The 25814-nt window shown below is 58.4% G+C and carries 26 protein-coding genes and 1 pseudogene; 8 read left to right on the top strand and 19 right to left on the bottom strand.

Going from position 1 to position 25814, the window contains the following annotated elements; translation table 11 throughout:
* Positions 1–674 precede the first annotated feature (674 nt).
* The 5 genes from WH7805_RS00750 to WH7805_RS00730 all read right to left on the bottom strand — a co-directional run bounded on the left by WH7805_RS00750 (position 675) and on the right by WH7805_RS00730 (position 4815).
* Positions 675–2273: a hypothetical protein gene (locus WH7805_RS00750; RefSeq protein ID WP_006040988.1), complete on the bottom strand. Its 1599-nt coding sequence runs from the start codon at positions 2271–2273 to the stop codon at positions 675–677.
* Between the two features lie 216 nt (positions 2274–2489).
* Positions 2490–3017: a hypothetical protein gene (locus WH7805_RS00745; protein WP_006040987.1), complete on the bottom strand. Its 528-nt coding sequence runs from the start codon at positions 3015–3017 to the stop codon at positions 2490–2492.
* An 817-nt stretch (positions 3018–3834) separates the two neighbouring features.
* Positions 3835–4047, bottom strand: coding sequence for a hypothetical protein (locus WH7805_RS00740; protein WP_232198902.1), 213 nt, complete (start codon positions 4045–4047; stop codon positions 3835–3837).
* Positions 4026–4556, bottom strand: a complete 531-nt coding sequence (locus WH7805_RS00735; protein ID WP_006040984.1) for a thermonuclease family protein — start codon at positions 4554–4556, stop codon at positions 4026–4028. The genes WH7805_RS00740 and WH7805_RS00735 overlap by 22 nt, the downstream gene beginning before the upstream one ends.
* Before the next feature lie 49 nt (positions 4557–4605).
* The gene (locus WH7805_RS00730; protein WP_006040983.1) at positions 4606–4815 is read right to left on the bottom strand and encodes a hypothetical protein; all 210 of its coding nucleotides are present in this window, start codon (positions 4813–4815) and stop codon (positions 4606–4608) included.
* A gap of 496 nt (positions 4816–5311) precedes the next feature.
* Here WH7805_RS00730 and WH7805_RS00725 point away from each other — a divergent pair, with 496 nt between their 5' ends.
* Positions 5312–8977: an S-layer family protein gene (locus WH7805_RS00725; protein ID WP_006040981.1), complete on the top strand. Its 3666-nt coding sequence runs from the start codon at positions 5312–5314 to the stop codon at positions 8975–8977.
* Positions 8978–9134: 157 nt separating this feature from the next.
* Here the strand turns inward: WH7805_RS00725 and WH7805_RS00720 are convergent, their stop codons facing one another.
* Complete coding sequence (locus tag WH7805_RS00720) at positions 9135–9368, bottom strand: hypothetical protein (protein WP_006040980.1); 234 nt, start codon at positions 9366–9368, stop codon at positions 9135–9137.
* Between WH7805_RS00720 and WH7805_RS14835 the strand changes: the two are divergent.
* Positions 9367–10515: pseudogene (locus WH7805_RS14835) on the top strand (iron-containing alcohol dehydrogenase); the annotation flags it as partial. The gene WH7805_RS00720 and the pseudogene WH7805_RS14835 overlap by 2 nt on opposite strands.
* A gap of 25 nt (positions 10516–10540) precedes the next feature.
* Here the strand turns inward: WH7805_RS14835 and WH7805_RS00710 are convergent.
* From WH7805_RS00710 to WH7805_RS00700, 3 genes are read right to left on the bottom strand one after another with little or no spacing between them, the layout of a single operon-like run.
* The gene (locus tag WH7805_RS00710) at positions 10541–12247 is read right to left on the bottom strand and encodes an alpha-keto acid decarboxylase family protein (RefSeq protein WP_038004150.1); all 1707 of its coding nucleotides are present in this window, start codon (positions 12245–12247) and stop codon (positions 10541–10543) included.
* Positions 12248–12271: 24 nt separating this feature from the next.
* Positions 12272–13246: an SDR family NAD(P)-dependent oxidoreductase gene (locus tag WH7805_RS00705; RefSeq protein ID WP_038004143.1), complete on the bottom strand. Its 975-nt coding sequence runs from the start codon at positions 13244–13246 to the stop codon at positions 12272–12274.
* A gap of 10 nt (positions 13247–13256) precedes the next feature.
* Complete coding sequence (locus WH7805_RS00700) at positions 13257–14888, bottom strand: FAD-dependent oxidoreductase (protein WP_038004141.1); 1632 nt, start codon at positions 14886–14888, stop codon at positions 13257–13259.
* Here WH7805_RS00700 and WH7805_RS00695 point away from each other — a divergent pair.
* Positions 14850–16736, top strand: a complete 1887-nt coding sequence (locus WH7805_RS00695; protein ID WP_006040975.1) for a gamma-glutamyltransferase family protein — start codon at positions 14850–14852, stop codon at positions 16734–16736. The genes WH7805_RS00700 and WH7805_RS00695 overlap by 39 nt on opposite strands.
* Positions 16737–16812: 76 nt before the next feature.
* Here the strand turns inward: WH7805_RS00695 and WH7805_RS00690 are convergent, their stop codons facing one another.
* On the bottom strand, positions 16813–17238 hold the full coding sequence (locus tag WH7805_RS00690) for a DoxX family protein (RefSeq protein WP_006040974.1): 426 nt from the start codon (positions 17236–17238) through the stop codon (positions 16813–16815).
* Between the two features lie 122 nt (positions 17239–17360).
* Here WH7805_RS00690 and WH7805_RS00685 point away from each other — a divergent pair, with 122 nt between their 5' ends.
* Positions 17361–17726, top strand: coding sequence for a hypothetical protein (locus tag WH7805_RS00685; protein WP_006040973.1), 366 nt, complete (start codon positions 17361–17363; stop codon positions 17724–17726).
* A 22-nt stretch (positions 17727–17748) separates the two neighbouring features.
* Entirely contained in the window at positions 17749–18138 is a 390-nt protein-coding gene (locus WH7805_RS00680; RefSeq protein ID WP_006040972.1) for a putative quinol monooxygenase, read from the top strand.
* Between the two features lie 6 nt (positions 18139–18144).
* Here WH7805_RS00680 and WH7805_RS00675 read toward each other — a convergent pair whose 3' ends face one another.
* Positions 18145–18411: a hypothetical protein gene (locus WH7805_RS00675; RefSeq protein ID WP_011932768.1), complete on the bottom strand. Its 267-nt coding sequence runs from the start codon at positions 18409–18411 to the stop codon at positions 18145–18147.
* A 157-nt stretch (positions 18412–18568) separates the two neighbouring features.
* On the opposite strand from WH7805_RS00675, the gene WH7805_RS14620 reads away from it, so the two are divergent.
* Positions 18569–18733 (top strand): hypothetical protein, encoded by a 165-nt coding sequence (locus WH7805_RS14620; RefSeq protein WP_006040970.1) that lies wholly within the window; start codon positions 18569–18571, stop codon positions 18731–18733.
* Between the two features lie 25 nt (positions 18734–18758).
* Here WH7805_RS14620 and WH7805_RS14220 read toward each other — a convergent pair whose 3' ends face one another.
* The 3 genes from WH7805_RS14220 to WH7805_RS00660 are packed head-to-tail and all read right to left on the bottom strand — an operon-like array spanning position 18759 to position 20494.
* Positions 18759–18947: a hypothetical protein gene (locus WH7805_RS14220; protein ID WP_006040969.1), complete on the bottom strand. Its 189-nt coding sequence runs from the start codon at positions 18945–18947 to the stop codon at positions 18759–18761.
* Between the two features lie 34 nt (positions 18948–18981).
* Entirely contained in the window at positions 18982–19773 is a 792-nt protein-coding gene (locus WH7805_RS00665) for a J domain-containing protein (protein WP_038004136.1), read from the bottom strand.
* A 55-nt stretch (positions 19774–19828) separates the two neighbouring features.
* The gene (locus WH7805_RS00660) at positions 19829–20494 is read right to left on the bottom strand and encodes an SDR family oxidoreductase (protein ID WP_038004802.1); all 666 of its coding nucleotides are present in this window, start codon (positions 20492–20494) and stop codon (positions 19829–19831) included.
* Positions 20495–20583: 89 nt separating this feature from the next.
* On the opposite strand from WH7805_RS00660, the gene WH7805_RS00655 reads away from it, so the two are divergent.
* Together WH7805_RS00655 and WH7805_RS00650 are read left to right on the top strand one after the other, a co-directional pair.
* A complete protein-coding gene (locus WH7805_RS00655; protein WP_006040966.1) occupies positions 20584–20787 on the top strand; it encodes a hypothetical protein in 204 nt (67 codons plus the stop codon).
* On the top strand, positions 20784–21566 hold the full coding sequence (locus WH7805_RS00650) for a PhzF family phenazine biosynthesis protein (protein ID WP_006040965.1): 783 nt from the start codon (positions 20784–20786) through the stop codon (positions 21564–21566). The genes WH7805_RS00655 and WH7805_RS00650 overlap by 4 nt, the downstream gene beginning before the upstream one ends.
* A 30-nt stretch (positions 21567–21596) precedes the next feature.
* Here the strand turns inward: WH7805_RS00650 and WH7805_RS00645 are convergent, their stop codons facing one another.
* The 5 genes from WH7805_RS00645 to WH7805_RS14615 all read right to left on the bottom strand — a co-directional run bounded on the left by WH7805_RS00645 (position 21597) and on the right by WH7805_RS14615 (position 25809).
* Positions 21597–22928: an FAD-binding oxidoreductase gene (locus WH7805_RS00645; protein WP_006040964.1), complete on the bottom strand. Its 1332-nt coding sequence runs from the start codon at positions 22926–22928 to the stop codon at positions 21597–21599.
* A gap of 56 nt (positions 22929–22984) precedes the next feature.
* Positions 22985–24238, bottom strand: coding sequence for a carbohydrate porin (locus tag WH7805_RS00640; RefSeq protein ID WP_006040963.1), 1254 nt, complete (start codon positions 24236–24238; stop codon positions 22985–22987).
* A 163-nt stretch (positions 24239–24401) separates the two neighbouring features.
* A complete protein-coding gene (locus WH7805_RS00635) occupies positions 24402–25052 on the bottom strand; it encodes a hypothetical protein (RefSeq protein ID WP_006040962.1) in 651 nt (216 codons plus the stop codon).
* 41 nt (positions 25053–25093) lie between these two features.
* Entirely contained in the window at positions 25094–25573 is a 480-nt protein-coding gene (locus WH7805_RS00630) for a nucleoside deaminase (protein WP_006040961.1), read from the bottom strand.
* A 59-nt stretch (positions 25574–25632) separates the two neighbouring features.
* Positions 25633–25809 (bottom strand): hypothetical protein, encoded by a 177-nt coding sequence (locus tag WH7805_RS14615; protein ID WP_006040960.1) that lies wholly within the window; start codon positions 25807–25809, stop codon positions 25633–25635.
* Positions 25810–25814: the final 5 nt, after the last annotated feature.

The raw sequence follows: 25814 nt of genomic DNA, 5'->3' as shown, positions 1-25814 counted from the left end.
GCTTGCAACGGGGGTTTTTTTTTGCGTGTCTACAGGAGCGTTGTTGGCATCGCTCAAACACTGAACGTCCAGAGCGTCGTTAATTCCAACAAGCTGAGTCGTGCGTTGGCGAACAGTAGAGCTCAAAGAGAGTCATTGAGCATTGGTCTAACCCATGGAGATTGCATTGCTGAGGTCGTCTCGTCACGACAACCGAGGGGACATGTACACGACTGATTGAAGCAAGCTGTTCTAGTCGTATCATTATCTACAGCTCTGTTTCAATGAAGTTCTGATCACGACGCGATCGTTGATGAACTTAGAGAAAGCAGCCCAAACATCACGACCTTTGATCGACCAGGAACAACAAAACAGCACACAAAGCAAGAGCCAACACTGCCGCTAGCTAGAAACACGAAAACGCTGGCCAATTCAGGTCAGCTCATCGCGGACCACTCAAAAGTGACAAGACTCACGACACCACATAGAGAGTGCCGGAGTGTTCAAAGATGGGAACATCTGTCCCCCGCACACTACACAAAGCGCTTCATGCCAATTGTTCACCAGTGGCTCAAGTCATGGCTGAAGTGCGTTGTTGTGTCGACAGCCAACCGAGAAAAGAAAACCATCAAAAAAGCCCGCCGAAGCGGGCTTGCAAAGCTGAATAAACAGTCCGTTAGAAGCCAAAAACAAGCTCAGACAAACTGAATTTGATTCTCTGCGTTAACGATGTAAGTTCCGTCTTGCAGAAGCAGGAATTGAGTGTCAGCGAAACCGCCAACCTGCTCAATATTGGCCAGGTTCATTGTGATGCCAGCGGAAACCAGTGTGCCAGCAGCGGAATCAAAGAGATACTCTCCTTCACCCAATTGAAGAGTGTCAAGGCCACGACCACCATTAAAGAAGCCCGTACCAAAACCGAGAAGTTGGTCGTCACCAGCCCCTAACTTCGTCAGTCCGTCGCCATTGAAGCCTCCGAAGGAGGCATCAACGAGGTCGCTGCCACGACCCATTTTGATCAAGCCAAAGTTCGTGATTGCAGAATTGTCTTCAGTGGACAAACCCCATCCCAAGAGAGAGTCTTCACCAGTTCCAGCATTGATCACACTGTTTTGATCAACAAAAACACCAGCATTAATGAGGCCTCCAGAAGCGAGACCTTGGATCGCATCTTCTCCGCTACCCAATCGAAGTCTTGATGACACAAGAGCGACCCCAGAAACCTGTTGCCCGCCTTGAGATTCACCTAGACCAAACACAAAATCTTCCCCAGCTCCTGCGTCAATCTCTCCCTGCAAGCTGATCACTCCTGAGGCCGATGTCGCGCCAGCAGCCAGTGCCTCACCAAACAGACCATCTTCACCGGAACCAAGCTTGATGAGAGAGATTTGATTAGTGATACCTGCAATCCGACCGGAATCAGTCACAGCATTCACAACAGCCACCCCCTCGATGATATCTTCACCAACACCGGCATCAATCAAGGAGTTACCACGATTGAGGATGCCGCTCATCTCGCCAGATTCCGCCAAACCGGTCAAATCGTCAGCAAAGCCGATAATCTGATCTTCACCTAAGCCTGTACGAATCACGGCGGAGTTGTCATTATTGATTCCAACAACACCATCGGTTCCGGCTGCTTCACCATCAATCAGGTCATCACCACGACCTGTGATGATTTCACCACCACCGCTATTTTCAATGCCAGTGACATCGCGAAGACCCAATGCATTACCGATAATCTGATCGCCTCCAACGCCGGTTGTCAGCAGACCTTCATTCAAAATGCCATCAACACGGATCGACCCTGTTGCTGTTCCGCTGACCAGGTCTGTACCGAAACCAGTACTCAGAAGGCCGCCATTCGCCAAACCACCTGTGATCGCAAGGATATCAACCTGACCAGATACAAAATCGATGACACCTTCATTGCTGAGGAAGCCGGAGAAAATGTTATCTCCCAACAAACCATCATCAAAAATTGTCCCTTGATTCAGAACAATTGGAGAGAAGATTGAACCATTTAAGCGAAACTCCTCCCCTTCGTCGACTATAAAAAAGGGCTCCACAATTATGTCTCGACCCTGAACAAAATTCTCAACAATAACTCGAACCAATTCATTCTCTACGCCAACAGGTGAAGCATTAAAAAACTCACCATTAACCTGATTCTCAATAGCCTGAACTTTGTCAAGCAACTCTTGAAGAACAGCAGGATCCAGGGGTTCCAGGCCCAGAGTACTGATGACCTCCTCAATTTTAGACAGAGAAAGGCCAGGAATGACTGCAGCCATGATTGAAAATCGAGGAAAGAGAGGACATTTTCTCAATCAATCTGAGGCAAAGATTGCTCAGACTGTTAAAGATTTAAACAGCGCCAGCACAAACAAGGCAACCGTTCAGGAAAAGATTAGCAAGATTCAGAACAATATTCGCAATCGAAAAACAACGAGTTGTGAAGAAGCAAGCAAGCAAATCAAAGCTTTTTGTGAATATCTGAGCAATAGCAATTACCTGTTGTACATCAGAAATCGACGGCAGCCTAATTTCACCTTCCAGACGCCCTCAGCAGCCCGAATCAGGGGCAGATTGTTGCGCTCACGGCCGTAATAAAGATCAGAACCAAGCCCAGTGAAGAGAAAACCGTCAATGCCGGATGCGGCTCCAACGCTTCTGGCCGGATTTGGGCCAATGAAAGGGATCAGGTACTCCGCTCGTCCGGTATCGCCCGCATGATTCCAGATCGCCGATCCATAGCCCTGAAAACGTGATGCGGTGAGTTCAGCCTTGCGCTGGCCCGCCTGGGTCAAGTCCCCCCGCCAGAGCCCAAGCGGTGCACCGGGTTGCCGTGGCAAGTGCCAACGGATCTCTGCTTCAGGTAAAACCGATGACTGAAGCACACACTCCTCAAAATCCTGGCTGGATCCCCTGGAGCCAGCTCCAAAGCAAGCATCGGAAAGCACAAAAACCGTGACCAGCCCCCCAGCGAGCACCCGTCGGTTGATGATCACCCTGAACAGCTCGAAATGATGCCGCATAGGGATTTGATAGCCGATCAAACACCTGTTGGCAAAAACTGGCCTGGCGTATCAATCGAGAACACTGCATCGAACACGGTCCAACCACGTTATCCGCGCCATGTTGAAGAATATCCTGATCAGCATCGGCCCCAGGGGGCAGATGGCCTCGACTCACCATTGTTGAACAGAGGGCCATCGAAGCACCGACACATTCGACCACCGAACAGAAGAACCTCAAAGCGACGTCCGAGCGCTGGGTCTGACAGAAGCAACACAGAGCTCGGTTGCACGAGATCAATGACCAAACACCTCAATCACCACAATGGTCATCATCAGTGGTACCAATGCACAAAGAACAATCATGGCTAGTGACTGTGGCTACTCACACGGATACGCGTGACCGACCGGTAGTGCAGTCTTGAAGATGGCCACAGCAACAATGATGATCTCAGCCACAATGGACTTTGATCATGAACATGACAAGGAGCTGAAGGATACTGGGCACGAATAAGTGTTGTGCAACGAGTACATCTCCTGGGATAGCCAACACGGACCCGATGTGTATGGTGCGGATGAGCTGAAGCAGCTGTCGCACCGAAAAGGGTGGAACTAAGGATTGTGAAAGCAGAAATAATTTTAAGTGGAACATGCATAGTCAGAGAAGGTAAGTGAGTCGCCACTGATTGGCGATATCCACACCCTCACTGATTCACGCGTCAGTTCTGATGAGAGCGATCACCCGCATGAGTGAGATCCATCACAAGCACTATTTGTTTTCCTAACCAGTACATCTAAAAACCGACAAGGAGCATTGCACTGGCAGCCGCCAGGACAATCAAATGCCGCGAACACCCTCAATGCACTTGGCACTCGCCTTGGGCTGCCATTCAATGATGCGTTTGGCATTCTCTGAACACTGTTCCATGGATGCCTGGGGAATCTTCTCCATGGCAGCAGTGGTTCGGTGAGCGCCATAGGTCGCCCAGGTGATCACAAGCCAGGTGATGGGTTCCATAACAGCTGTCTTCAGGGCATCGATCGTAAGCACATCGGCCGTGAGATCACCGCATGGCCTGCCGCCACCATGTCCTGCTGAACATTGATGCCGTTCACAAACAGCTCAGCAATAGTGAGGCCGTCGCGATCCGTGTTGATCCGTCTGATGACGACAGACTGGCCTTTCACCAGCGTGTTGAGGTGATCGCGGGATGCATCGGCATCCGTGTTGTCGTACGCGTAGGCCTGCATCGATGTCGCACGAAATCGAGGCATCTCCTTCCTTTGCGGAGCATCAATACAGGCGAGCCTGATGCGTTCGCCTGCGGTGGTTTGGCAGGTATCGCCTTCATCGCAGCTGCGGATCGTGACCTTGTCAGCCGATGCAGATGCTGCTTCGAGGCCAAGGGCCAGAACAACACCAAGCGCGCGCGCGATGGATATCAGCCTGCCCCCAGAATTCAATGCGACTGGCTCCTGGCCACGATCCCTCGCTCCAGTCAAGCTGAATCCATGCAACACCGCGGACCAGAGCCGCTGCCGGCTGCTGGAGATGAACATCGATGAAGTCCATCTGCAGCCGGCCTATCCGGCACACTCACGATCCTGGTCACCGGCTCCGGTCTTCTGTTGCTGATTCGGCAGCCGCAGAGAAGGCCTGAGGATCAAGGTTGAGATCGGGTTTGAGGCGCAGCACCATCCACAGAAGCATGGCAGCACACTCGTCGTCGCTGGCTCCATAGTCGTACTGCCAATCTTTCACCATCGCCGCCAGCTCCTGCTGGGCAGAGCTGATGAATGCGTCGGTCCATTCCTCCATCACCGGCCTCCGATCTGATCAGAACACGCAGAAGCGCACATCCGAAGCGTCACCCATGACCATCTTGCAGCGGCAGGCAGCAACTGCATCCCTTGATGCATTGAGCGCAACGCCAGCGAGAGTGCCATTGCGAAGCGATAGCAAAGAAACAACGCATCCAAAGCCCTATCACAAAACCCTTCGACCACCATCAAAAGACGATGAGATCTACTAAAGATCCTCACTAAAAGACACTGAACGAATCCAAATCAAGAAGACAATATGAAATCCAAATGCTGAGACAATAAAGCAAATTAAGGTAGAAAAAGATTGCAAACGATAATTCAATTGCAGCCTTTTACGAATCAACATTGACAGAAATTTGATGGCTAATTTCATTGTCAACAACCTTAACGACAGTGGTAGTGGCAGCTTACGAGACGCCATAGAGCGAGCAAACGCTAACAATTGTGCTGACAGCATCACGTTTGCCGAAGGATTAAGTGGTGTCATCACCTTGTCGAAGGCACTACCTGATATTTCCGACACTCTGAGCATCAATGGTCTGTCATCCGGTCAGACGAAACCAATCATTCAACTTGATTTCTCCGGCAACCGGGGAATCAGCTTTGCTGCAGGGAGTGATGGATCATCACTGATTGGCCTTTCCCTAGTTGGTGCATCGGCAGCAGGCCTGACGCTGATCAGTTCCAGCAACACAGTTCAGAACAATTACATCGGTGTTGATCTCGACGGCCTAAATGCCATTGGCAACGAAGGGAATGGCATCACGATCACGGCCAGCTCAACAAGCAACCTGATCGGCAGCATCACGCCAGGCAATAACACCACCTGGAATGACCTTTCTGAAGCAGAGGATTACGACATCAACGCGATCCAGGGCATCCGCGATACCAACAACGGGACGGAGCCTTACATCCTCTGCGGAACTGGCACAGAGGGCAACGCGAGCCAGAGCATCGGCGTGGTGCGTCTTGGTGCCGCCAATGGCAATGGCCCCTGGAACAGCGTCAATGCTGCCAACGCCTTCGGTGGCAGCGATCGCTCCATCACCAGTTGCTATGGACCGGAACAGCTGGATGCCAACACGGTTCGCGTGGTAGGTGCATACAACAGCAGTGGCGACATTCCCCCTAACGACACATCTGCGTTCATCTACACAGGCGCCATTGATCAGGCCAATGGAACCACAGAGGGATTCATCGAGTACCAGTATCCCGGGGCAAAGTGGACGTTTTTTCACAGCACCCAGGAAGGCTTGGTCGTTGGCAACTGGGATGACACCAAAACCATTCCAGACACCGATCAGCCAATCATCGGTGCTGGGAAAGCCTTCATCTACGAGGTGAGCAGCGGCATGTCGATTGCCGACATCGTCTACCCCGGCTCCAAATCCACAACCGCGTATGGCATTGCCAAGGTCAACGACGATCGATTCGCGATCACTGGCTCTTACAGCCTCGATGGCGAACCCGACGGTGTGGCCCATGGCTATCTCGTGTATTACAGCCCAAGCGACAACAGCCTGACCGAATGGACCAGCTGGGATGTGAATAACGAGACGCTGGGGAACATCGCCAGCCATGCCGATGGCATCAGCTACAACAGCAGCGACAACACATTCACGCTGGCGACCGTCGCCTTCGATGTCACCACCGGTGATCCACTCAACGGCTATCTGATGACTGTGCAGCGCACTGCCGATGGAGGATTCGGGGAGAAGCGTTGGACCGAGGTCAACTACAACAATCAGTCCGGCGGCGTGACGATACCAACCTCTGTAGCCGGCGATGTGATGACCGGTGCCTATGTGGCCTCCAATGGCAGCGAAGCAACCTGGTCATCAGAGACCAGCTTCGTTCTGGATCCAAGCAATCTGATCAGCGGCAATGGAGGCAATGGCATTGCCATCCTCGGCTCGAGCACAGCCGTTGAAACGAACAACACCATCGCTCAAAACCGAATCGGCACCAACGCCGAGGGCACCACTGCATTGGCCAATGGGGAAAACGGCATCTTGATCGATTCCAGCAATCGAAATCTCATCGGTGGCACCTTGAGCGGAGGCAATGACCCCACCCAAGGGAACACGACACCACCACCCCTCGGCAATCTGATCTCTGGAAACAGAGGCAATGGTGTATTGATCCGCAACGAAGCATCAAAAAACACGCTCAGTGGCAATTTCATTGGCACATCCGCCACAGGAAACTCCAAACTGGGCAATGGAGGGGACGGCGTAGCCATTCTCAATGCAGACAACAACCAGCTTCTGGGGTGTCAACTGGAAAGTTCACCATTTGTTTATTACAACGTGGTGAGTGGGAACGAAGGGAACGGCTTACGCATCACGAACAGCGATCATTCAATTATTCACGCCAACTTCTTCGGACTGGCTGCCAACAATCTCGACCCATTAGGGAATCAACAGAATGGCGCCCTCATCGAAGGAGATTCAGCGAATACTCAATACGGCGGTGTGATCCCCCTTGGCAATGTGAATTCAGGAAATTCTCTGAATGGCATTGAAGTGAAGGACACAGCCAGTGGCTTTATCACCTTCAACACCTTCGCAGGCACCACCGCGTTTGGAGGCATTGCTCCGAATCAACGCAATGGCATGCTCTTCACCAGCACTGGTGGCGACAATACGGTTCGTACGAACGTAATCGCTGGCAATATTAATCATGGTATTCATATCACTGGCGGCGCGGCAGGCATCACCGTCGATCCAAACATCATCGGACTGAATACCACTGGCGATTCAGCCACATTTACAGATTCTAATGGTGAGATTATATCTTATGCCAATGGACTCGATGGTATCCGCATTGATGGCGATGCTGAAAACATTTCAATCGCTGGTACCAATTCATCCGTTATCCCCCAAAACACAATTTCCAACAACAATGGATATGGGATCCGTATTGCCGGCAATGCCAAGCAAGTCCTGGTCGCGAATACCGCAATCGGCACTGGATCGATCATTGAAAAAACAGAGGAACAGTTTGGCAATGCTCAAGGAGGCATTTTCGTTGGCGGCAATTCCAATGCAATCACCCTGGGAGATTCCAGTGGTCAAGGCAACGCAGACCTGGTGATAGCTAATAATTCAGGCAATGGCTTAACGATCGAAGGCACGCTCAATAATCAACTCTCAAATACAGTGTTTAAAAACAACACTGAGTATGGCCTGAGCTTCCTTGGCCTCAACAGAATCGAAGCCGACCAACAAATCAATCAGGGAGTAACTTACCTCGACAATTCTTTCGGCGCAGTGGCGATCGCCCCTGGTTGGGCCAACCTCAGTCTGAGCAAGGAGATTGACACAAACAGCTTCAGCGTGGCCTCCGACACGGACATCAGTCTGTTGCGGCAAGACACCTCCGATGCTGTGGTGAACTTCGGCTTACAAAGTCAATCAACAGGCACCATTTTGCCGCTGACGCCACTCGAGGCAGCCAGCAGCCAGTCGTTAAACCTTGAGAAGATCGTCGAGAACACTTGGTCACAAACCGAGGGAGTTGCTCTTGGTGGCCGCATATCCACAGCGCTAGCGGAGGGTACCTGGATTCCGGTTGCCACCGACCAGAATGGCAACGTCTTAGATCTGCAAAATTTGTCACTTGCAGGAAACAGCGCGACTGCAACATTTTCAGGGGATATTCAAGCGGTGTACTCAGTTGGGGGGACAGGGGTACTGGCAACCGCGGCTGAGGAACCTGTGGCCAGGGTCACAGCCACGATCCGGCGCTTAGGTGGTTTCGACAATGGGCTCGCAATTTATGAGTCTGACCCTCTCACTGGAGCAGTGAATAATCTCCTTCCAGGTGATGCTGGCTACTTACAAGCAGCTCTCGACAACGCAAAGCAGGCTGATCGAGTCTTCTCAGCATCGCAACTACCTGGGTATAAGCAAAGCGGCACTATCGATTTCACTGTGTCAACACAAAGCAACTACGGCATCTTGATCATTGTCGACGGAGATGAATCACTTCTCTACAGCTCGTACGCAGCAGCCAACCCAGGTGAAAGCAATCAATTCACGAGCTTCACAACACCAGGGGGTGGACTGACGATCGGGATCGAGGATCTGCTGACCAATGGAGTGTCAGATCAGGATTTCAACGACTTAATCATTTCGCTTCCTCCAGCTATTTAGCTTTGAAATCAACAGCAATTCCGATCAAAACAGCCACTTATGGCTTCAACTGATCCAGGAGGGTTCGGGTCAGCGCCAACTCGCAGCGCATCGTGAAAATGCCGTATCCCCGTGCCCTGAAACGCCACAGATTTGGAGGGTCTGAAACACCTAGTGGCTACCTCACGGGCTTCCAGAAGAAGCGCCTCCAGTGCCTGAACCAGACGTAGGTCCATCGCCTCTGCGCTAAGGAGAACACCTCAGAGGCCCGCGTCGCGGGAGGCAGCAGAGGCAGGAGGAAACTGGCGAGCGCCAGGGGGAGGGAGACATGAGCAGAAATCAGACCTCGCAGGCTGTTCACTCCTTCATCCTTCAGAACCTGCAAACTGAAGTTAAGTGCGCCCCCGCCCATGTTGCTGATGCGGGCTTATCAGCGCCTGTTCCAGGGCCTGGCGCTGCTGTTGCCCTTCCCTCAACCCCGCAAGCTCATCGGCGCCGGTGCCCTGCGGTCATTGCCGGCGCAGATGCGAGGGCGTCGCTGGCAACGGCCACTGCTGGTCACCAACCAGCAGCTTCTGCAATTGCATCTGCCCCAGCCCCTGCTGCAGGAACTCGAAGCGGACGGACGGACCTGCCGGCTGTTTGATCAGGTTCCCGACAATCCCACCATTGCAAGCGTGGAGGCTGGATTGCAGGCCTACCGCGAGGGCCATTGCGACAGCCTCGTGGCCGTGGGCGGCGGCTCGGTGATCGATTGCGCCAAGGCCATCGGCGCCCGCGCCGCCAACCCCTGGCTGAGCTGCCGGGCCATGGAGGGGCTCTTCCGAGTGGTGCTGCCGCCACCGCCCTTGGCCTGCGTACCCACCACCGCCGGCTCCGGATCAGAGGCCTCGATCGCAGCCGTGCTCACCGATGGCCAACGGCAACGCAAACTCGCCATAGCCGATCTCAAGCTGCTTCCAAAGATCACGGTGATCGACCCCGAACTGATGCTCGGTCTACCGCCAGCGATCACCGCCGCCGGTGGCCTCGATGCCCTCACCCACGCAGTGGAGGCCTACATCGGCCGCGGGGGAACCCCCTTCAGCAACCGTCGCGCCCTCGATGCCACCGCCGCCATTAGCCGCTGGCTACCGCGGGCCTATTCCCATGGGAGCGACATCGAGGCCCGCCTGCAAATGGCCCTTGCCGCCCATGCCGCTGGTGAGGCGTTCACTCGCACCAATGTGGGCTATGCCCATGCCCTGGCCCACGCCCTCGGCTGCGCCTACGGCATCCCCCATGGCCTTGCCAATGCGCTGGTGTTGCCGAGTGTGCTGCGCTTTTCCCTACCAGCCTGCGAGCCAAGGCTTGCTGCGTTGGCTCGGGCCGCAGGGCTGGGCCCATCGCAAGACAGCGACCAGAGGCTCGCGAGGGACTTCATCAACTGGGTGGTCGCACTCAACCAGCAGCTGGGAGTGCCTCCATTGATTGCACCGCTGTGCAGCATCGACATTCCCCGAATCAGCGCCGATGCCCTCAGAGAAGCCCACCCGTCCTATCCGGTGCCGCGGTTGATGGGCCGCAGCGATTGTGAAGCCCTGCTTACTCAGCTGCTTCCGGATGCGGCGTCGCCGTCTGGTGCATGGTTTCGATCAACGTCTCCGCCAACGGCTGGCTCTCCTCAGGAGGAATCATCACCTCGAGGTAAGCGCCGCCGTCATGGGCATTGATCGCCACCAGCGCCTGCTCCAGCTCCGCCACTGTGGACACGCGGCCGCTCCACCAGCCCTGGCAACCGAAGGCCTCGGGCAGCTGGGCATAACGCCAGGGCGGCAGGTCGTTGTAGGCATGCCCCGTTTCACTGAGCAGGGCCTCCACGCCGTAAAGCCCGTTGTTCAGCACAATCACCACGGGCTTGGCCCCGGTGAAACCCATCACACCGATCTCCTGCACGGTGAGCTGGTGCGCCCCATCACCGGTCACGAGCACCACCCGTCGCTCGCTGTCGGCCAGGGCACACCCCAGTGCCGCCGGCGTCGCCCAGCCGATCGAGCCCCAGAGGGTCTGGCTTTCAATCGCCACCCCATCGGGCAGGCGCATGGCATTGAGCTTGAGCATGCAGGTGCCGGTGTCGGTCACCAGCAGATCCGTGGGCCGCAGAAACCGCTGCAGACGCCCATAGAAACTCGCCGATCCCGTGGGCTGATCTCCTTCACCACGCAAGGGGAGCAGGGGCTCAGGCTGCACAGGGCGCTGCTCCCCCCAGTGGCTGGGCCTGGAACCAGTGGCCTGAAAACGCTTGATCAACCCCGCCAGCACCTCACTGATGCTCACGCTGGTGAACACCTGATCACCCGCCTGAACCCAGTCGGCATGCAGGGAAATCACCCGGCTTGCATCCAGATGACCGCTCCAGAGGCCTGTGTTGAGGTCCTCCATCACCAAGCCGCCGAAATCGATCAACAGGTCGGCGTCTTCCACGACGCCTTGGAGGGCCGCCGGTGTGGAACGCGCGCCGTTGTACATCCCCAGGAAGGCGGGATGCCCCTCGCTCAGCAGCGACTTGTCCATCGGCGTTGTGGCATAGGCCAAGCCTGAAGCCTCCAGAAACGCGGCAAACGTCTCCACCAAACCGAAGCGCTTGAGGGTGACCGTAGGCATCACCAGAGGACGGGCCGCCTCGGCGAGACGCCCCATCACCAAATCGAGCACAGCCTCCAGCTCCACAGCCACACTGGCGTGTTGATCGACCGCGCCCATGGGTGTTCCCTGGATCGGCGTGCCGGTGATCGGCATCAGCGCCAGATCCATCGGCACCGTGAGGTAAGCAGGCCTCGAATCCTCGAGGGCCTTGTCGATCACCCGCTCCAGTTCCACCACCACGTTCTCGGGGGTGAGCCTGGCACTCACGCAACCAGCTGCAGCCGAGATCGCCTCGAAACGGTCGTAACGGGTATCACCGAGGGTGTGGTGGCAGATCAACCCTTGGCGCACGATGCGCACGCTGGGGGTGCCCACCAGGTGAAACACAGGCACTCTCTCGGCCATGGCGCCCATCACGCCATTGAGGGCACTGAGTTCTCCAACGCCATAGGTGGTGCAGACAATCCCTGCTCCACGACGACGGGCATAGCCATCAGCGGCGTAGGCGGCATTCAGTTCATTGGCCGATGGCACCCACTGCAACCGCGGATGCACCTCCACCGCATCGTTTAAAGGAAAGGAGTAGTCCCCAGGCACTCCGAACACATGGCCGATGCCGAGATCCGCCAAACGATCCAGCACGTAGGTCACTACAGAGGGAGACATCAGCAACGATCGGGGATCACGGCGTCAGTTTGGCGCTAACGCTTCACAGATCAAGTCGTCCGAGAGACGAAACAGATCGACGGCCTTCTGAAGATCGGCACCCTCGGCACTGGTTTCAGCCTCAGAGAAGCGATGGACACCGGGACGCACCAACCGGTTGCTCCAATAGCTGAATCCTGATGCTGCATAGCCAGAGTCGGTGATCAGATCCGCCAACAACCGACCAGCGGTCTGCACGGATTCGGTCACCCGAAGAACATCACGGGCCACCAACGCAAACAGCAGCATCCCCAGAGGATTGCTCTGGCGGTTGTGGCGGAAGAAGCCCCCGCTGCTGCGGGGAATCACCAACCCGGGGCTCCAGGCAATCACTGGCATCATCGCGTCAAGCTGGCGGTTGAGTTCGCGTCCCAGCAGCACGTTGCAGAGTTTGCTGTCTTTGTAGGCCTTGTCGCCATCGAAGCTGGCACTGCCATCGAGCATTGCAAAACCTGCGCCGGCCTTCAGTCCTGCCAGATCGCCCAGATCCGCCGGTTGGCCCACGCGCCCACCGCCGCTAGCGGGGTTGTGCACATCGGAGGCGGTGATCACCAACCGGGGCTGCGATCCCAACCGCAACAGCGGCAACAGGCGCGTGGCGATCAGCTGATGGGCCAACTGATTCACCGCAAAGGTGATCTCAAGGCCCTGGGGCGAGAACACCGGCGCCTCGGCCCCCGCCCGTTGCTGCCCGGCATTGAGCACCAGAGCATCCAAGGGTTCAGCGCGATCCAGCAACTGATCACAGGCGCTCTGCACACTGCGCAGGTCGGCGAGATCCGCTAACAGCCAGCTCACCTGGCTCGGCATTGCACCAGCTGCGACCAATTGCGATCGGGTCTGCTCGCCGCGCTCTGGCGTGCGGCAGAAGAGCGTGAGTTGATGGCCGCTCAGGGCAAGCCGCCGGGTGGCCTCCAAACCGATGCCGGAACTCGCTCCGGTGATCAGGATCCGCTTCATGCCAACCACGTCATGCCAACCACGGCCAACGCAAGCCCAGGGTCTCCGCCGTGCTCATCACCTGGGCATTGAGTGCACGTCCCAGCAGCACCTGGGGTTCATCGGGTCGGATCGGAATCACCTGGTGCTGAGTGCTGCCAGCAGACTCCGATCCCTTGATCACCCTTCGCCGGAGCAGGGAATTGGCCGCCTCCAGCCCGCACACATAGGCCCGCTCCTGGCAAAGCCCTTTGGCGCCGAATTCCCGAGCCCCCATCCGCACCCAGTCGCCGGCGCACACCAATGAAGGGATGTTCGTCTCCAACGGCGGCCGCTGCCGGAAACTCCCCGGTGAGAACCAGGCCACCGACCCCGGATAGCGGCGCACCTCAGCCTCCAGCACATTGGCGGTGTGAAAGGCGGGATTGGCCACCGGCAACAGCTCGCGCATCAGCAACGCCACGATCTCCTCATCACTGAGGACCGCGATCGCCGTGGCGTTGTAGAAGTCGCTGGCGATCACTGATCCCCGGGGTTTCTCACCTCCCCACAGGGCTGCTTCCGTCTCCTTCTGCAGCTGATCGAGCATGAAGAAGGTGCCGCCCGCCCCCTGCAAGGCCTCGAAACGAGAGAACACGTTGGCGGGATCGGCAACCTCCAGGTAGGTGTCCAGCCACAACCGCACCGACACCACATCAATGGCCCCGAGATTGCCGGCATCCACTAGTTCAGGGGCTGCAGCAGCACAGGCCGGCGAGTTGCCCAGTAGTGCACCCATCCCCTTGGCACCCACCGTGAGCACAACCGCATCTACGGCCTCGATCAGTCCCTCGTCACCAGTGGCAACAGCCCGGGTGTCCACCGATGCAACAGCCTTGGTGTCTGGATGGAGATTCAAACGCGTGGCCAGGGTTCCGCCGAGCACCTGCAGCCCGTAGCGATCGATCAGCCGCTTCGCCAAGGGGGCAATCAACTGTTCCGCAATGCTCCTGGAGCGAATCCAGCGCACATCGAAGGAATCCTGGTGCGCAAAGGAGTAGTAGTAAAGAAGCTCCATCGTCACCGCCGCCGAGAGTTCTTCCGGCGGCTTGAACAAGCCCACCAGGAGCGTGGGACGGAGAAAGTCGTTGATCATCCGCTCACTGATTCCGAGGCTTCGGAACAGCGTCAGCGCATCGATGGTGTCGTAGCGCTCAAACACCTCGGCGCTGCGGTTGAGATCGAGCATCGCGTAGAGGAGCCCGGCAATGCTGAGGCGGTCAGCCACGGGAAGCCGTTTGAAGTTGGTGGTGGTAGCCAACACCTGCCCGATGGGACTGGGCCATCGCTGGGCATCACCGAACACCGGGGCTGTGGCTTCCAGTCCATCGGGCGACCAGAAGGCGCTGGTAGTGAACTCCGTGAACACGTTGCTGAGCCCGAGCTCAGCGGTGAGGGCATTGATGTTGGGGTAGTCCTTCCAGAACCCGCGGGTGCCGGCTTCAAAAGGTTTGCCGCTGCTGGTGGTCAGGGGGGTGCTGCCCGTGGGATCCGCCATCCCATCCAGCATCGTCACGCGCACTCCGGCTTCACAGAGGGCCTTGGCGGCACCCCAGCCTGCCCACCCCGCACCGATCACCACAACATGCGACGGGTTGGGAGTCGATGGGACTGCCTCTGTCATGGTCTGATCCTGCAGCCGATCCCGAACCCCACGCTAGGCAGTGCAGGTGCCTGTCTCGCCAGACTCCACATCAGCCCTGCCAATCACCGCACCACCTTGGTGATCCGCATCCTGCTGCTGTTGCTCTCCCTCAGCCTCACCCCCGGCAGCGCAGCTCCGGTGAGTCGCGAGGATCCCGAGCAAGCGGACACCAGAAAACAAACCATGTCCACCGCCGCCGGTTCGGCGGTGGTCGTCACTGCCAACCCCTTGGCCAGCAAGGCAGCCCTGGGCGTTCTTGCCAGCGGTGGCCACGCCGTGGATGCCCTGGTCGCAGCGCAGGCGGTGCTGGCTGTGGTGGAACCGCAGAGTTCCGGACTCGGAGGCGGAGGCTTCCTCTTGCACTGGGATGCCCGTCGTCAGGCCCTGGAGGTTTTCGATGGCCGTGAAACGGCCCCGGCGCGCAGTCGCAGCGACGACCTTCTTCAGCCCTCCGGTGAACCGCTGTCCTACCGGGCGGCCACCCGCCATCCGCATGCGATCGGAGTGCCCGGAACCGTAGCCCTGCTCTGGGAGGCCCATCAACAGCTGGGGCAACGGCCATGGTCCAGCACCCTCACGCCTGCCATCCGTCTGGCCCGCGATGGGTTCCTGCCCAGCCCGCGGCTGCGCCGCTCCGTGGCCCTGGCCCAGCGCCTCGGTGCCAGCCATAACCATGCTTTTCAACAGCTTTACCTGCCTGGCGGAACGCCGCTGCCAGCAGGCCGTCTGTTCCGCAACCCAGCCCTGGCCCGCACCCTGGAGGTCCTGGCCCAGGAGGGGGGCCGAGCCTTTTACCAAGGCCCGCTGGCACAACGGATCCAGCGCGGCGTCAACGCTCTGCAGAGTCAAGAACCAGGCTTCAAAGGCTGGACCGCCGCGGATCTTGCCTCCTATTCCGTGGTGCGCCGAGCTCCCCTCTGCCGGGTGCAAATGAAACACCGCGTCTGCACAGTGCCCCCTCCGAGCAGCGGCGGACTGGCGGTGTTGCAGACCCTGGCCCTGCTCGATGCAACCGGCAGCTTCAACGATCCATCGAACCCACAAAGCTGGCGCCATCTGGTCCTGGCGGAATCCTGGGCCGACGCCGATCGCCTCTACTGGGTTCACGATCCAATTGATGGCACCATTCCCACCCAGGGACTACTGGATCCGGCTTACATCCGGGCCCGTGTCCAGGCCATGCAGGCCTCACCCGAACGCGTGGCGCAGCCGGGTCTGCCGCCAGGGATGAAGCGGTTTCCCTTCGGTCGCCCCGGGCCCGGCACCGAACTGGGCACCTCTCACGTCACGATCGTGGACGGGAGGGGCAATCTCGCCAGCTACACCACAACGGTGGAAACCGTTTTCGGCAGCCGCAATCTGGTGGAGGGCATGGTGATGAACAACCAGCTCACTGATTTCGACTGGCGGCCAGTGGTCGGGGGCCTCCCCGTGGCCAACCGCCGCCGTCCAGGGCGCAGGCCGGTGTCGTCGATGGCACCCACGATCGTGTTCAACGGTGACCAGCCGGTCCTGGCGCTGGGCAGTCCGGGGGGAAAGCGCATCCCCCACTACATCAGTCGGGTGCTGCTGGCCGCACTGCCGTGGGCTGAGCCTCCGGCCCGATCGGTTGGGCTGCCGTTGGTGTCTCCCCAGGGAAACACCCTTGTGATCGAGAGGAAACCGCCGCTCCCCTGGCCCGTCAATCCCAATGAACTCAATGCACCCGGCCGCGAGCTGCGCCTCCAGACCCTGGGCAGCGGCATCGGCTTGGTGCAACGGATCGGCAATCGCTGGCATGGAGCCGCCGACCCTCGTCGGGAAGGAACAGCCCTGGCCCTGCCGTGAAGAGCTTGGCGCTCACGCGATCAGAGCAAGCCATCGCTGGGTTCGGGCTCCCCAGACGGATGCTCATCAGCGGGCTTCAGTGACGCAGCGCCTTCATGCCGTCCCGGACTCGCACATCACGGAAGTTAGGAACCGCTGCGCCGGTGGAGCGCGTGATCGCCAGGATCAGAGCACCGATCAGAGCCAGGTTCATGAAGAAGCCGGCATCGATCGGAAACGTGTGAAAAATCAGGGTGGTGGGCACCAGAAACACCAGCAGCAAGGAGGCACCCAGCCGAGTGTTCGTGCCAAACACCAGCAACAGCGAGCCGGCGATCAGCATCACGATCGCAGCCACCAGCAGCACACCGGCCAGGGGCTCGGCAACTCCCTTGGCTGTGATCGAGGCAGCGGTGTCCGAAAAATTGCTGAACTTGCCTGGTAGGGCGTTCACGAACACCGCTGCCAGACACAGGCGGCCCAGGAAGTCGAGCACCTTGGAGGGGGCCAGGGGATGGAACATCTCGAGCGAAAACCGGACCAACCGGTTCTGTAGCGAATCGAACCTTAGAACCCGGCCCTGCCTCCCTGCAGGGGGCAGCAGAAGCCGCTACAAAGACTCAAATCCCTTGCACTGTCGATGCCATGGGGCAATCCCAATTCCTCACCTTCCTGCTCGGGACCCTGCTGCTTGGCGCGGCTGTACCTGAACAGGCTCTGGCGACTATCAAAGATGAATACCAGCGAGCCCACTCCTGTGACTACTTCAAGGCGCCCTTTGTGAGCGATGTTGGGCTCTACAAGGATCAGAAAGTGCGTTTTTGCATCAGCGCCGATCAGTCGGAGCTGATTTACGTGATGGCGATGGGCACCTCCTGGGTGGTTCCTTTTAATCGCGAGTACCGCACCGATGGAGTCAGGCGCCTTTACACCCTCGAGAAAGACGATCTGGTGCTCTACCAAAAGGAGGACGGCGTGGTGAAGCGCATGGTGCTCGGCCGCCGGCGATGATCGCTGAACCGAATCTCAAGCCATGGCCAGCTTCGACAAAAGCACTCCTTTCATGCTGCTGGCACGGATTCACGTGAAGCCCAACTGCGTGGAGGCCTATCTCGAGCTGGCGCGAACCACCGACGCTGCAGTGCAGGCCAGCGAACCGGGAATGCTCCACCACACCTTTGATCAGGATCCAGATGACCCGCAGGCCTTTGTGTGGTCAGAGCTCTATGCCAACGACGCCGCCTTTGCCGCACACGTGTCGAATCCTCCAGTTCAGGAGTACCTGCAGAAGCACGCCGAACTGGCCGACGACTTCAGGGTGGAGGTGTATGGAACGGTGGGAGACGAATGCCGCACCTTGATGCAGTCCCTCGGTCTCCCCCTGAAGATTTTTGAAACCCAACTGGGGTACAGCCGGGTGTAACGGCCATCAACGCGCCAACTGAAATCCGGCTCCGGGCTTCACTGGCACGCCGCCGTTGCAGAAATTCGAGGCAAACACCTCCTTGTCCTGAATCGTCCAATCAGGCTTGTTGGCCTCATACCAGGCCAGGCTGTCGCTGTAGCAGGTGTTCCAACGGGTGGATTGTTCGGCAATCGGTCGCAACGACAGTGCGATCGATACCGAACTGGCTGTAGCGATGAGGCCCAGCACCGGAAACAGATGGGCGTTGATCATGTCGCGGGCGTTGGACATCTCGAACGGAAGCGTTGGGTTCATTGTGAACCGTGTCCCCTGCATGCGATCCACTCCAACCTGGAGATTTTTCGTTTCCAGAAGTGATGTCGAAATGAAATTTCCTTGAGGAAAGGATCAGGCCAACGCGTAAACCGGGTTCATTCGCTTCAAGCCCATGGCGTTTGTCAGCCGCATCTGCGCCACCTCCCGCGGATCCACCATCGATGCCGTCGGCAATGGTCGCTACCGCGTCTGCGACCGCGACTCCCATTGTGCAGAAGTGAACGGTCTCTGGCAGGCCTACGAAACCCTGCGCCAGCAGGAGCAACGCCCTGTGTAGCGCCTCAACGCTTTTGCTGATCCATTCAATCGGCGTCGGGCTCTAGCCGCTTCTGGGACCGGTTCATCCAGCACTGGAGAACCCTGGAGCCGGATGCGGTCGACGACGAATGGTTGGAGACGTTGCAGGCCGGCTCGCGAGCCATGAAGAGCCGTTGGGCCGTGTTCTCCTTTCTGGCGGGCTGCTGGCGGCGCAAGCTTCCAAACGCGGCCATCGCCACGCTGGATGGCCTGCTTGCACAGCTGGCTTCAGGCCATCAACTGCTGATAGGCCTCGTTCACGCGGCGAAAAGCATGCGCCGATCCACCCACATCCGGATGATGGCGCTTCACCAGGCGACGGAAGGCCTGCTTGATCTGCTCCTGGGTTGCACCCACCTGCAAACCCAGCACCGCCAGAGCCTTCTCCTCTTCGCTCACTGCTGCTGCTGAAGGCTCACGATCCGTTGTGCGCCGGTCACTGCGGGTGCGCCGGGTCTGGCGACGATTGGCCTGGGTCTGGCGACGACTCGACTGGGTCTGGAGCTGACAAAGCTCGCTCACGACCCGAGCCGGATCTTCTTCGAGCCATTCGCTGGCCCGCACGCCGTAAAGGGCAAAAGCGGCCATCACCGCAGCCGTCTTCTTGGTTGTTCTGGGGCCGACAGCAGCAAGCAGATCGGTCCCCAACCCGCTTACCAGACGATCCAGTCGCTGCTGCAGGCTCAATCGAGACGGAAAGCTGTTGCGGTTGAGCTGGTCGATCAGCGCATCAAGAGCAACTTGACGCAGCTGACTCCATCCCGGCTGCCTGGCCATGGCCGCACCCCAGGCCTGGACCTGCTCCGAACTGATCCGTGCAGGTGCCTGGGCTGAGGGCTGCTGCCACTGGGAACGACGCGCGCGCTCGAGCTCCTGTTGCAAGCGCTTGACCTCCCGTCGCAGGGCATCGTTCTCGCGGAGAATCGCTTCCACATTGCTGGTCACCCGCTGGCCAGACGTCGACCTCGGCCAAGAAGCCATATCGCGGTGCGGCGACCATTGGCGCGGATCGAACCCCATGACCCGCACTCCCGAATGTCAGCAATGTACGGCTGGGGATCCTTGCCATCTCAGCTCACCAAGGCAGCACTTCGCCATTGGCATGCCAGAAGGTGCCACTGGTCTCGAGACTGAGCGCATCGATCCGTGCCAGTAGACCGCTCACGGCCTGCTCAGGACTGATGCCGTTGGGGTTGAAGCGGATCATGCGGGTGCTCACCAGCCCAGGATGCAGAATCGCCACAGCGATGCCTCGTGATTTGAGGTCATGCGCCAGCGACTTGCCAGCGCTGTTGAGCGCAGCCTTCGACATGCGGTAGCCGTAGGAGCCACCGGAGGTGTTGTCGTCGATGGAAGCCATGCGGCTGCTCATCAGTGCCAGCTTGCCGCCGCTGGGGATCTGTCTCACCAGGGCCCGCACCAGCCGCAGAGGAGCCAGAGCGTTGACCTCGAACTGACGGCGGATGGACGCCTCATCCAGTTGATCCAACGCGATCGACTCCAGGATGCCGGCATTGAGAATCACCCAATGCAGCGATAGGCCATCGAGGCGGTGGATTAAGTCCGCGGGCATGCCGGGATCCGCCTGATCCAGACCGGCCTCGATGCGGACATCAAGGGCCTGCAGCTCGTGTGAAGGCTCCCGGCACACGGCAATCACATCGAAGCCACGGTCTCGCAACTGGCGGCAGTACTCCAGGCCGATGCCGCGATTGGATCCTGTGACAAGAACCGATGCCATCAACCAATCGCAACCAAGCCACATCCTGCCCAAGCAGGCGGTTCCATCACTTGGAGAGGCTTTGAATGGCGGGATCCAGGCCTGGCTTGATGACTGCTGAACAACCTGCCCGACCTCCGCTGATCACGCTGCTGCTGCGGGCCCTGCGCATTGCCGCCAGCACCGTGGCCCTGGTGGAAGCGCTTCGCAATGACTGGCTGAGTGCAGGCCTGGCGGCACTGGCCTGGCTGGTGTTCATCCAGGTGGAACGGTCCCGGGCTGCAGGCACCGGAGAGGAGCCGAGCGACCCATGAGCATCCGGATTGCGATCGAACAGTTGGCCGCCTTCGCGGAGGCACCATTCCAGGGAAATCCCGCCGCCGTGTGTTGCCTGGACGCCTGGCTGCCGGACCCGCTGATGCAGGCGATCGCCACGGAAAACAACCTGTCGGAAACGGCCTTCCTCATTGGAAGCCGAGGGCGCTATCAACTGCGCTGGTTCACCCCGAGCTGTGAGGTGGATCTCTGCGGCCACGCCACCCTGGCGGCCGCCGATGTGGTGTTCCGCCGTGAACCGGAACAACACACGCTGCAGTTTGAATCCCGCAGCGGGACGCTCAAGGTGCAACGCGAGGGGGATCGGATCACCCTCGACTTTCCAGTGCAGCGGGCTCACCCATGCCTACCGCCAGCAGGCCTGCAGGAGGCCATCGGCGCTACGCCTCAGAGCTGCCTGTTGGGAGTGGATCTGATCGCCGTGTTCGCCGATGAAGACACGATTCGAACACTGCAACCAGATCCGGAGCGCGTGGCCGCCCTCCCGGGGCGAGGCTTGATCGCCACCGCTCCAGGCAAACACGTTGACATCGTGAGCCGTTTCTTCGCGCCGGGATGTGGCATTCCAGAAGACCCCGTGACCGGGTCCGCCCACTGCAGCCTCACCCCCTACTGGTGCGAAACACTCGGCAAAGCCGTGCTCAACGCCCGACAGCTCTCCGCCCGAGGTGGCTCGCTGCGCTGCACGTTGCAGGGAGAGCGGGTGCTGATCAGTGGACGGGTGATTCCTTACCTGAGCGGCACCATCCAGGTGTGATCACCAGCAATACCACCCAGCGAACGGCGATTAAGAAGGGGGATCGAGAGATGGCAGCAGCCCGTCGGGATCCCACTGTTTCTTCATCTGCCGCAGCCGGGGTAGATCAGAGCCGTAGGCGAGCTCCAACTCCCGCTGGTAGCGGATCGTGCCCGGATGCCGCTCCACCAGGTAGACGTGGCAAGCCAACGACTCCAATGCATCGAACACCGCATCCGCCCAACGGCAGGCGGCCTGCTGATTCAGAGCATCGCCCGCCGACCAGAAGCCGGAGATCACAATCGACCACTGCGCATGACGGCCCCGGTACAGGCTGCTGGCCATCGGCCGGTCGGCGACGGCTCCTCCGATGTGCTGGAGATCAATGCGGCAGAGCCGGTTCGGCGCCTTCCGCATCGCATCCTCAAGGCGAGGTGCCAGCTCGTGACTCAGGCCTGACGGCACACTCACGGTGTAGATCCAGGAGCGAAGGCGGCGAAAGCGATCAGGCTCCACCGGTGGTTCAGGCGGCAGCACACCGTTTCGATCAGGGAGATTGAAATCGGGCAGCCACTCCTGGCCCGCCACATGGTCATGCCAGCACTCCTGGCCCTCATTCAGAAAGGCCGGCAGCATCGACTCATCGCCCTCCTGGAGCACCACGTAACGCATCAGCTGTGCTTGCTCCTGGTCGGGAGGGACACCAAGCACGAACGAGCAGGCAATCTGCCGCGGCAAGCTCTCGGCACAGTTAAGGGCATCCACAAGGAACGGGAGGGCATTGAGCTGTCGGATCCCATGCAGCGGGCGACGGGGATAGGTGCGCAAGGTCGTCTCCGTGATCACCGCCAGAAAAGGCGCCGCGCCACGCAGCAGTCGCCAAACCTCCGATCCATCAGCCTCTTCGGCTCGAATCTCGAATCGGTCCCCATTGGCACGCACTCCACGCATCGCCACCACGCAATCGAGGGTGAGTCCGAAACTGCGGCTGAGGTGACCGATGCCACCCATGGTCAACAACCCGAAACCCGGCGTGGCGTGCGTCCCCACAGGCACCATCCGGTCGTGGGGCTCTAAGGCCCGCAGAACAGCCCCAACACCGCAGCCCCCCTGCACCGTCACCAAATCTCCACTGACCGTGACGCCCCTCAAATGAGCCGCCAGGTCAAGCATCAGGGCACCGTCACCACTGCAGAAGCGACTGTGGCCGCCACTGCGCACCCGCAGAGGTCGCTTCTGTGCGCAGGCTTGTCGAACGAACGCCGCAACCTCCTGCTCATCGCGAGGCTGGGCGATGGAGGCCGGATGGGCTGCAGCAGCATCGCCATTGAACACTGCGGCCAGCGCGGTCTCATAGGCCGTTTCGCCTTGGTGAAGCTCCATCGAGCGCTGCCGTCAGTACCGCCGACCTCTCGATAGCAAAACCACCACGGTTGCCATCAAAACAACATGGTGAGCTGCAGCAGTCCGCTCAAAGAGTCATTGCCTGCATCTTTGTTACCAACACGGGGCAGCAGCGTGAGGGTTGGCTGAAGGAAGAGGGCCTCGGCCAGAGCGATCTGGGCATATCCCTGCAGCATCAATTCATGAGAGTTAAAAGCCTCGGAGAGAAAGCCGCGGGTGTTGAGGCGAGCCCATGAAAGACCCACGCCAAGGCTGTCGTTCGGACGCGCCTCAAGAGGGCCCTGCAACGTGAATCCTCCGGTGATCGACGCATTCATCTGATTGGTGATGGATGGCGACCAACCAGCGCTGAAGAATGCATTGATGCCGCTGCTGTCTTGGTCCGCTCGAAAACTGGAGAGACGCTGATCCAATAGCACATACAGTCCCCAGGCGCCCAAGTCGCTGATGCACTGCTGAGGGTCAAGAGGATTGCACAGCAACGACTCACCCCCCTGAGACCAGACCCCCACACCAAAGGAGCCGGGCTTACGGGCATCGCCAACGACCCAGCCGCTTCCCACCTCCATGATGTTGAACAGTGGACCGCTGAGCGACGGCAACGTCAACCCCGTCTGCACGGAGGCAGCGCCAAGTCCTCCCCGTCCATCAAACACACCGGCACTCAAGTACGAACGGTTGTCAAACCATCCCGGCTGAAGGGTGAACCTCAGGCCAAGCGCTGAATTGGTGTAGCCGGGCAGTCGACCCAGAAGCGTCGGCATGGAATACACCGGCGTGAAGGCCAGACTGGTGAGGCTGGAGACTTCGTAGCGGGGATCGTCGGTGGCGTCGGGCCGATTGATATTGGCGAACACAGTGCTGGCCGACTGCTTGCCGGCAACAACCCGCAGGCGCCCTTGAAAAAAGTCCTTGCGGATGGCGTACTCGAACAGCTCGGTGCGGTCCAGGGGTGGCGCCGCCGCAAGGCTATTGCTGCCCTGAACACTGCCACTGGCCGTTCCGGCGTTGGACGTGGCATTCACCTGCAGTCCCTGAACCCAGATCCAGGTGTTCTCAAGACCAATCGCCTTGCCCAGATCCAGGCTTGCCTCCACAAGCAGTGCCTGCGCTTCATCGGTAGACCTGGAGAATCCTCCAGACCACTGCTCCGTGGCGTTCCCCACCCAAACACCACTGAGTCGGAGTGCCCCATCCTCAGGGAGCCCAAGCAAACGCCCGAGTTCTCCAGTCCCAGGAGCGCTCTGGGACGCTGCCGGGTTCCCGGAAGGAGGAGGAGTCTGGGCCATTACTGGCGCTGCCAATGCAAAAACCAGCCCCAGAAGATGGCTTACCAAAAGCGACTCTGAGGGGAGATTCAAGCCACAAGTGAATCTCATCCTCTGGCGTCAAATCTGATCTATTTAAACGTGTTGACCAGATCTGACCACCACAAACCTGTTGCAACAAACATCAGAGCAACGAATTCAGAGCGCTGAACAGAACAAGAAAAAGAAACAGAAAACCAACAATCGTCAGACTGTGAATCCAGTTCCAGCGCTGAGACCGATTCGACAGCCAACCGCCATACACCCGACTCAACCAGGGGACTAGCCACCAACCCGTGACAGCAACAGTGATGGCATTGCTGATCAGCATGTTGAGAGGCAATGGCAAACGTCCCAACGTGGTCTGACCGATCAGAATCAAAATCATCACAGAGGGATATAACGCCAACCACACCAGAAGATTCACTTTCCAGGTTGGAGAACGTTGACCGCTGCGCACCGCAATCCATTGATCAAAGGATTGCGGTTCCACACTGGCGCGATAGCGATAGCCGATGGCACCTTCAGCCTCGGAGAGCAGATGCCGACGCACAGAACTATCCAACCAGCTCAGGCAAAGCTCAAGGCTTGTGAAACGAATCCGTGCGGTGCATTTAATCAGACCATCGCTCTCAATGACCTGATAGGACAATTCTTGTCCGAGATAGCCTTCGAAAGCCTTGGCGGCAACATCCAAGTCGGCTTGCAATTTGCTGAAGGCTTCCACCTGTAAGGGCAACAACTCGTTATGGAAGGTGTAAACGAATTGTTCATCACTCTGATGATGCTTATCCATGAGCTTCAGAGATCCGTCCCGTCGCTTTAACGCTGAACATCTCAGTACCGGGCACCATCGGGCAGCAAGCGAAACTCTTTCCAGACAGAACAAGCTTCGTCCTGAAGAATCTGCGTGAGCTGGATCTCCCTTTCATCCCTGGATTTCTGCATATCTTCATTGATTTCCTGATCCGAGAAGAGATCGGAATAATCCGACCATGCCGCGGCATAGAACACTTTCCGGATCCCAGCCCAGTAGGCGGTTGCGTAACACATCGGGCAGCATTCGCAGCTGGTATACATCACGCAGCCGGTGAGATCCCAAGTCCCCAGAGCTTTACAAGCCGCACGAATGGCATTCACCTCAGCGTGAGCACTGGGATCGAGGTCGCGCACCACACTGTTGCCGCTGGCGGATACCACCTTTCCATCTTTCGCAATCACGGCACCGAACGGACCACCTGATTTGTTCACCACTCCGGCTTCGCGCATGAGGCGGATGGCCTCCTTCATCAGTGTGCGGTCCTGATCAGTCGCCATAAAACCAAGGGGAAGCCGTAATAACTCTGATCGCGGTTGCATCGTTTGTCGACAACGCGTCAGCGTCGGCTCATCCAGCTCCAGACAAACCAGACAATCAAGGCCAGCAACACCCAGGGCAAAAGCGCTCGCAGCAGGATCGCCGCTACGAACAGCACCAACACACTCACGGCTGCACGCTTCACAAGAGCTTTGCTCTCATCGGTCATGTACTGCCAGCGGGGAAGAAGGGCCATGGATC

The sequence above is a fragment of the Synechococcus sp. WH 7805 genome (assembly GCF_000153285.1).
GTDB lineage: Bacteria > Cyanobacteriota > Cyanobacteriia > PCC-6307 > Cyanobiaceae > Synechococcus_C.
The sequence above is the reverse complement of the archived record's forward strand: the minus strand, read 5'-3'. Positions and strand labels throughout refer to the sequence as shown.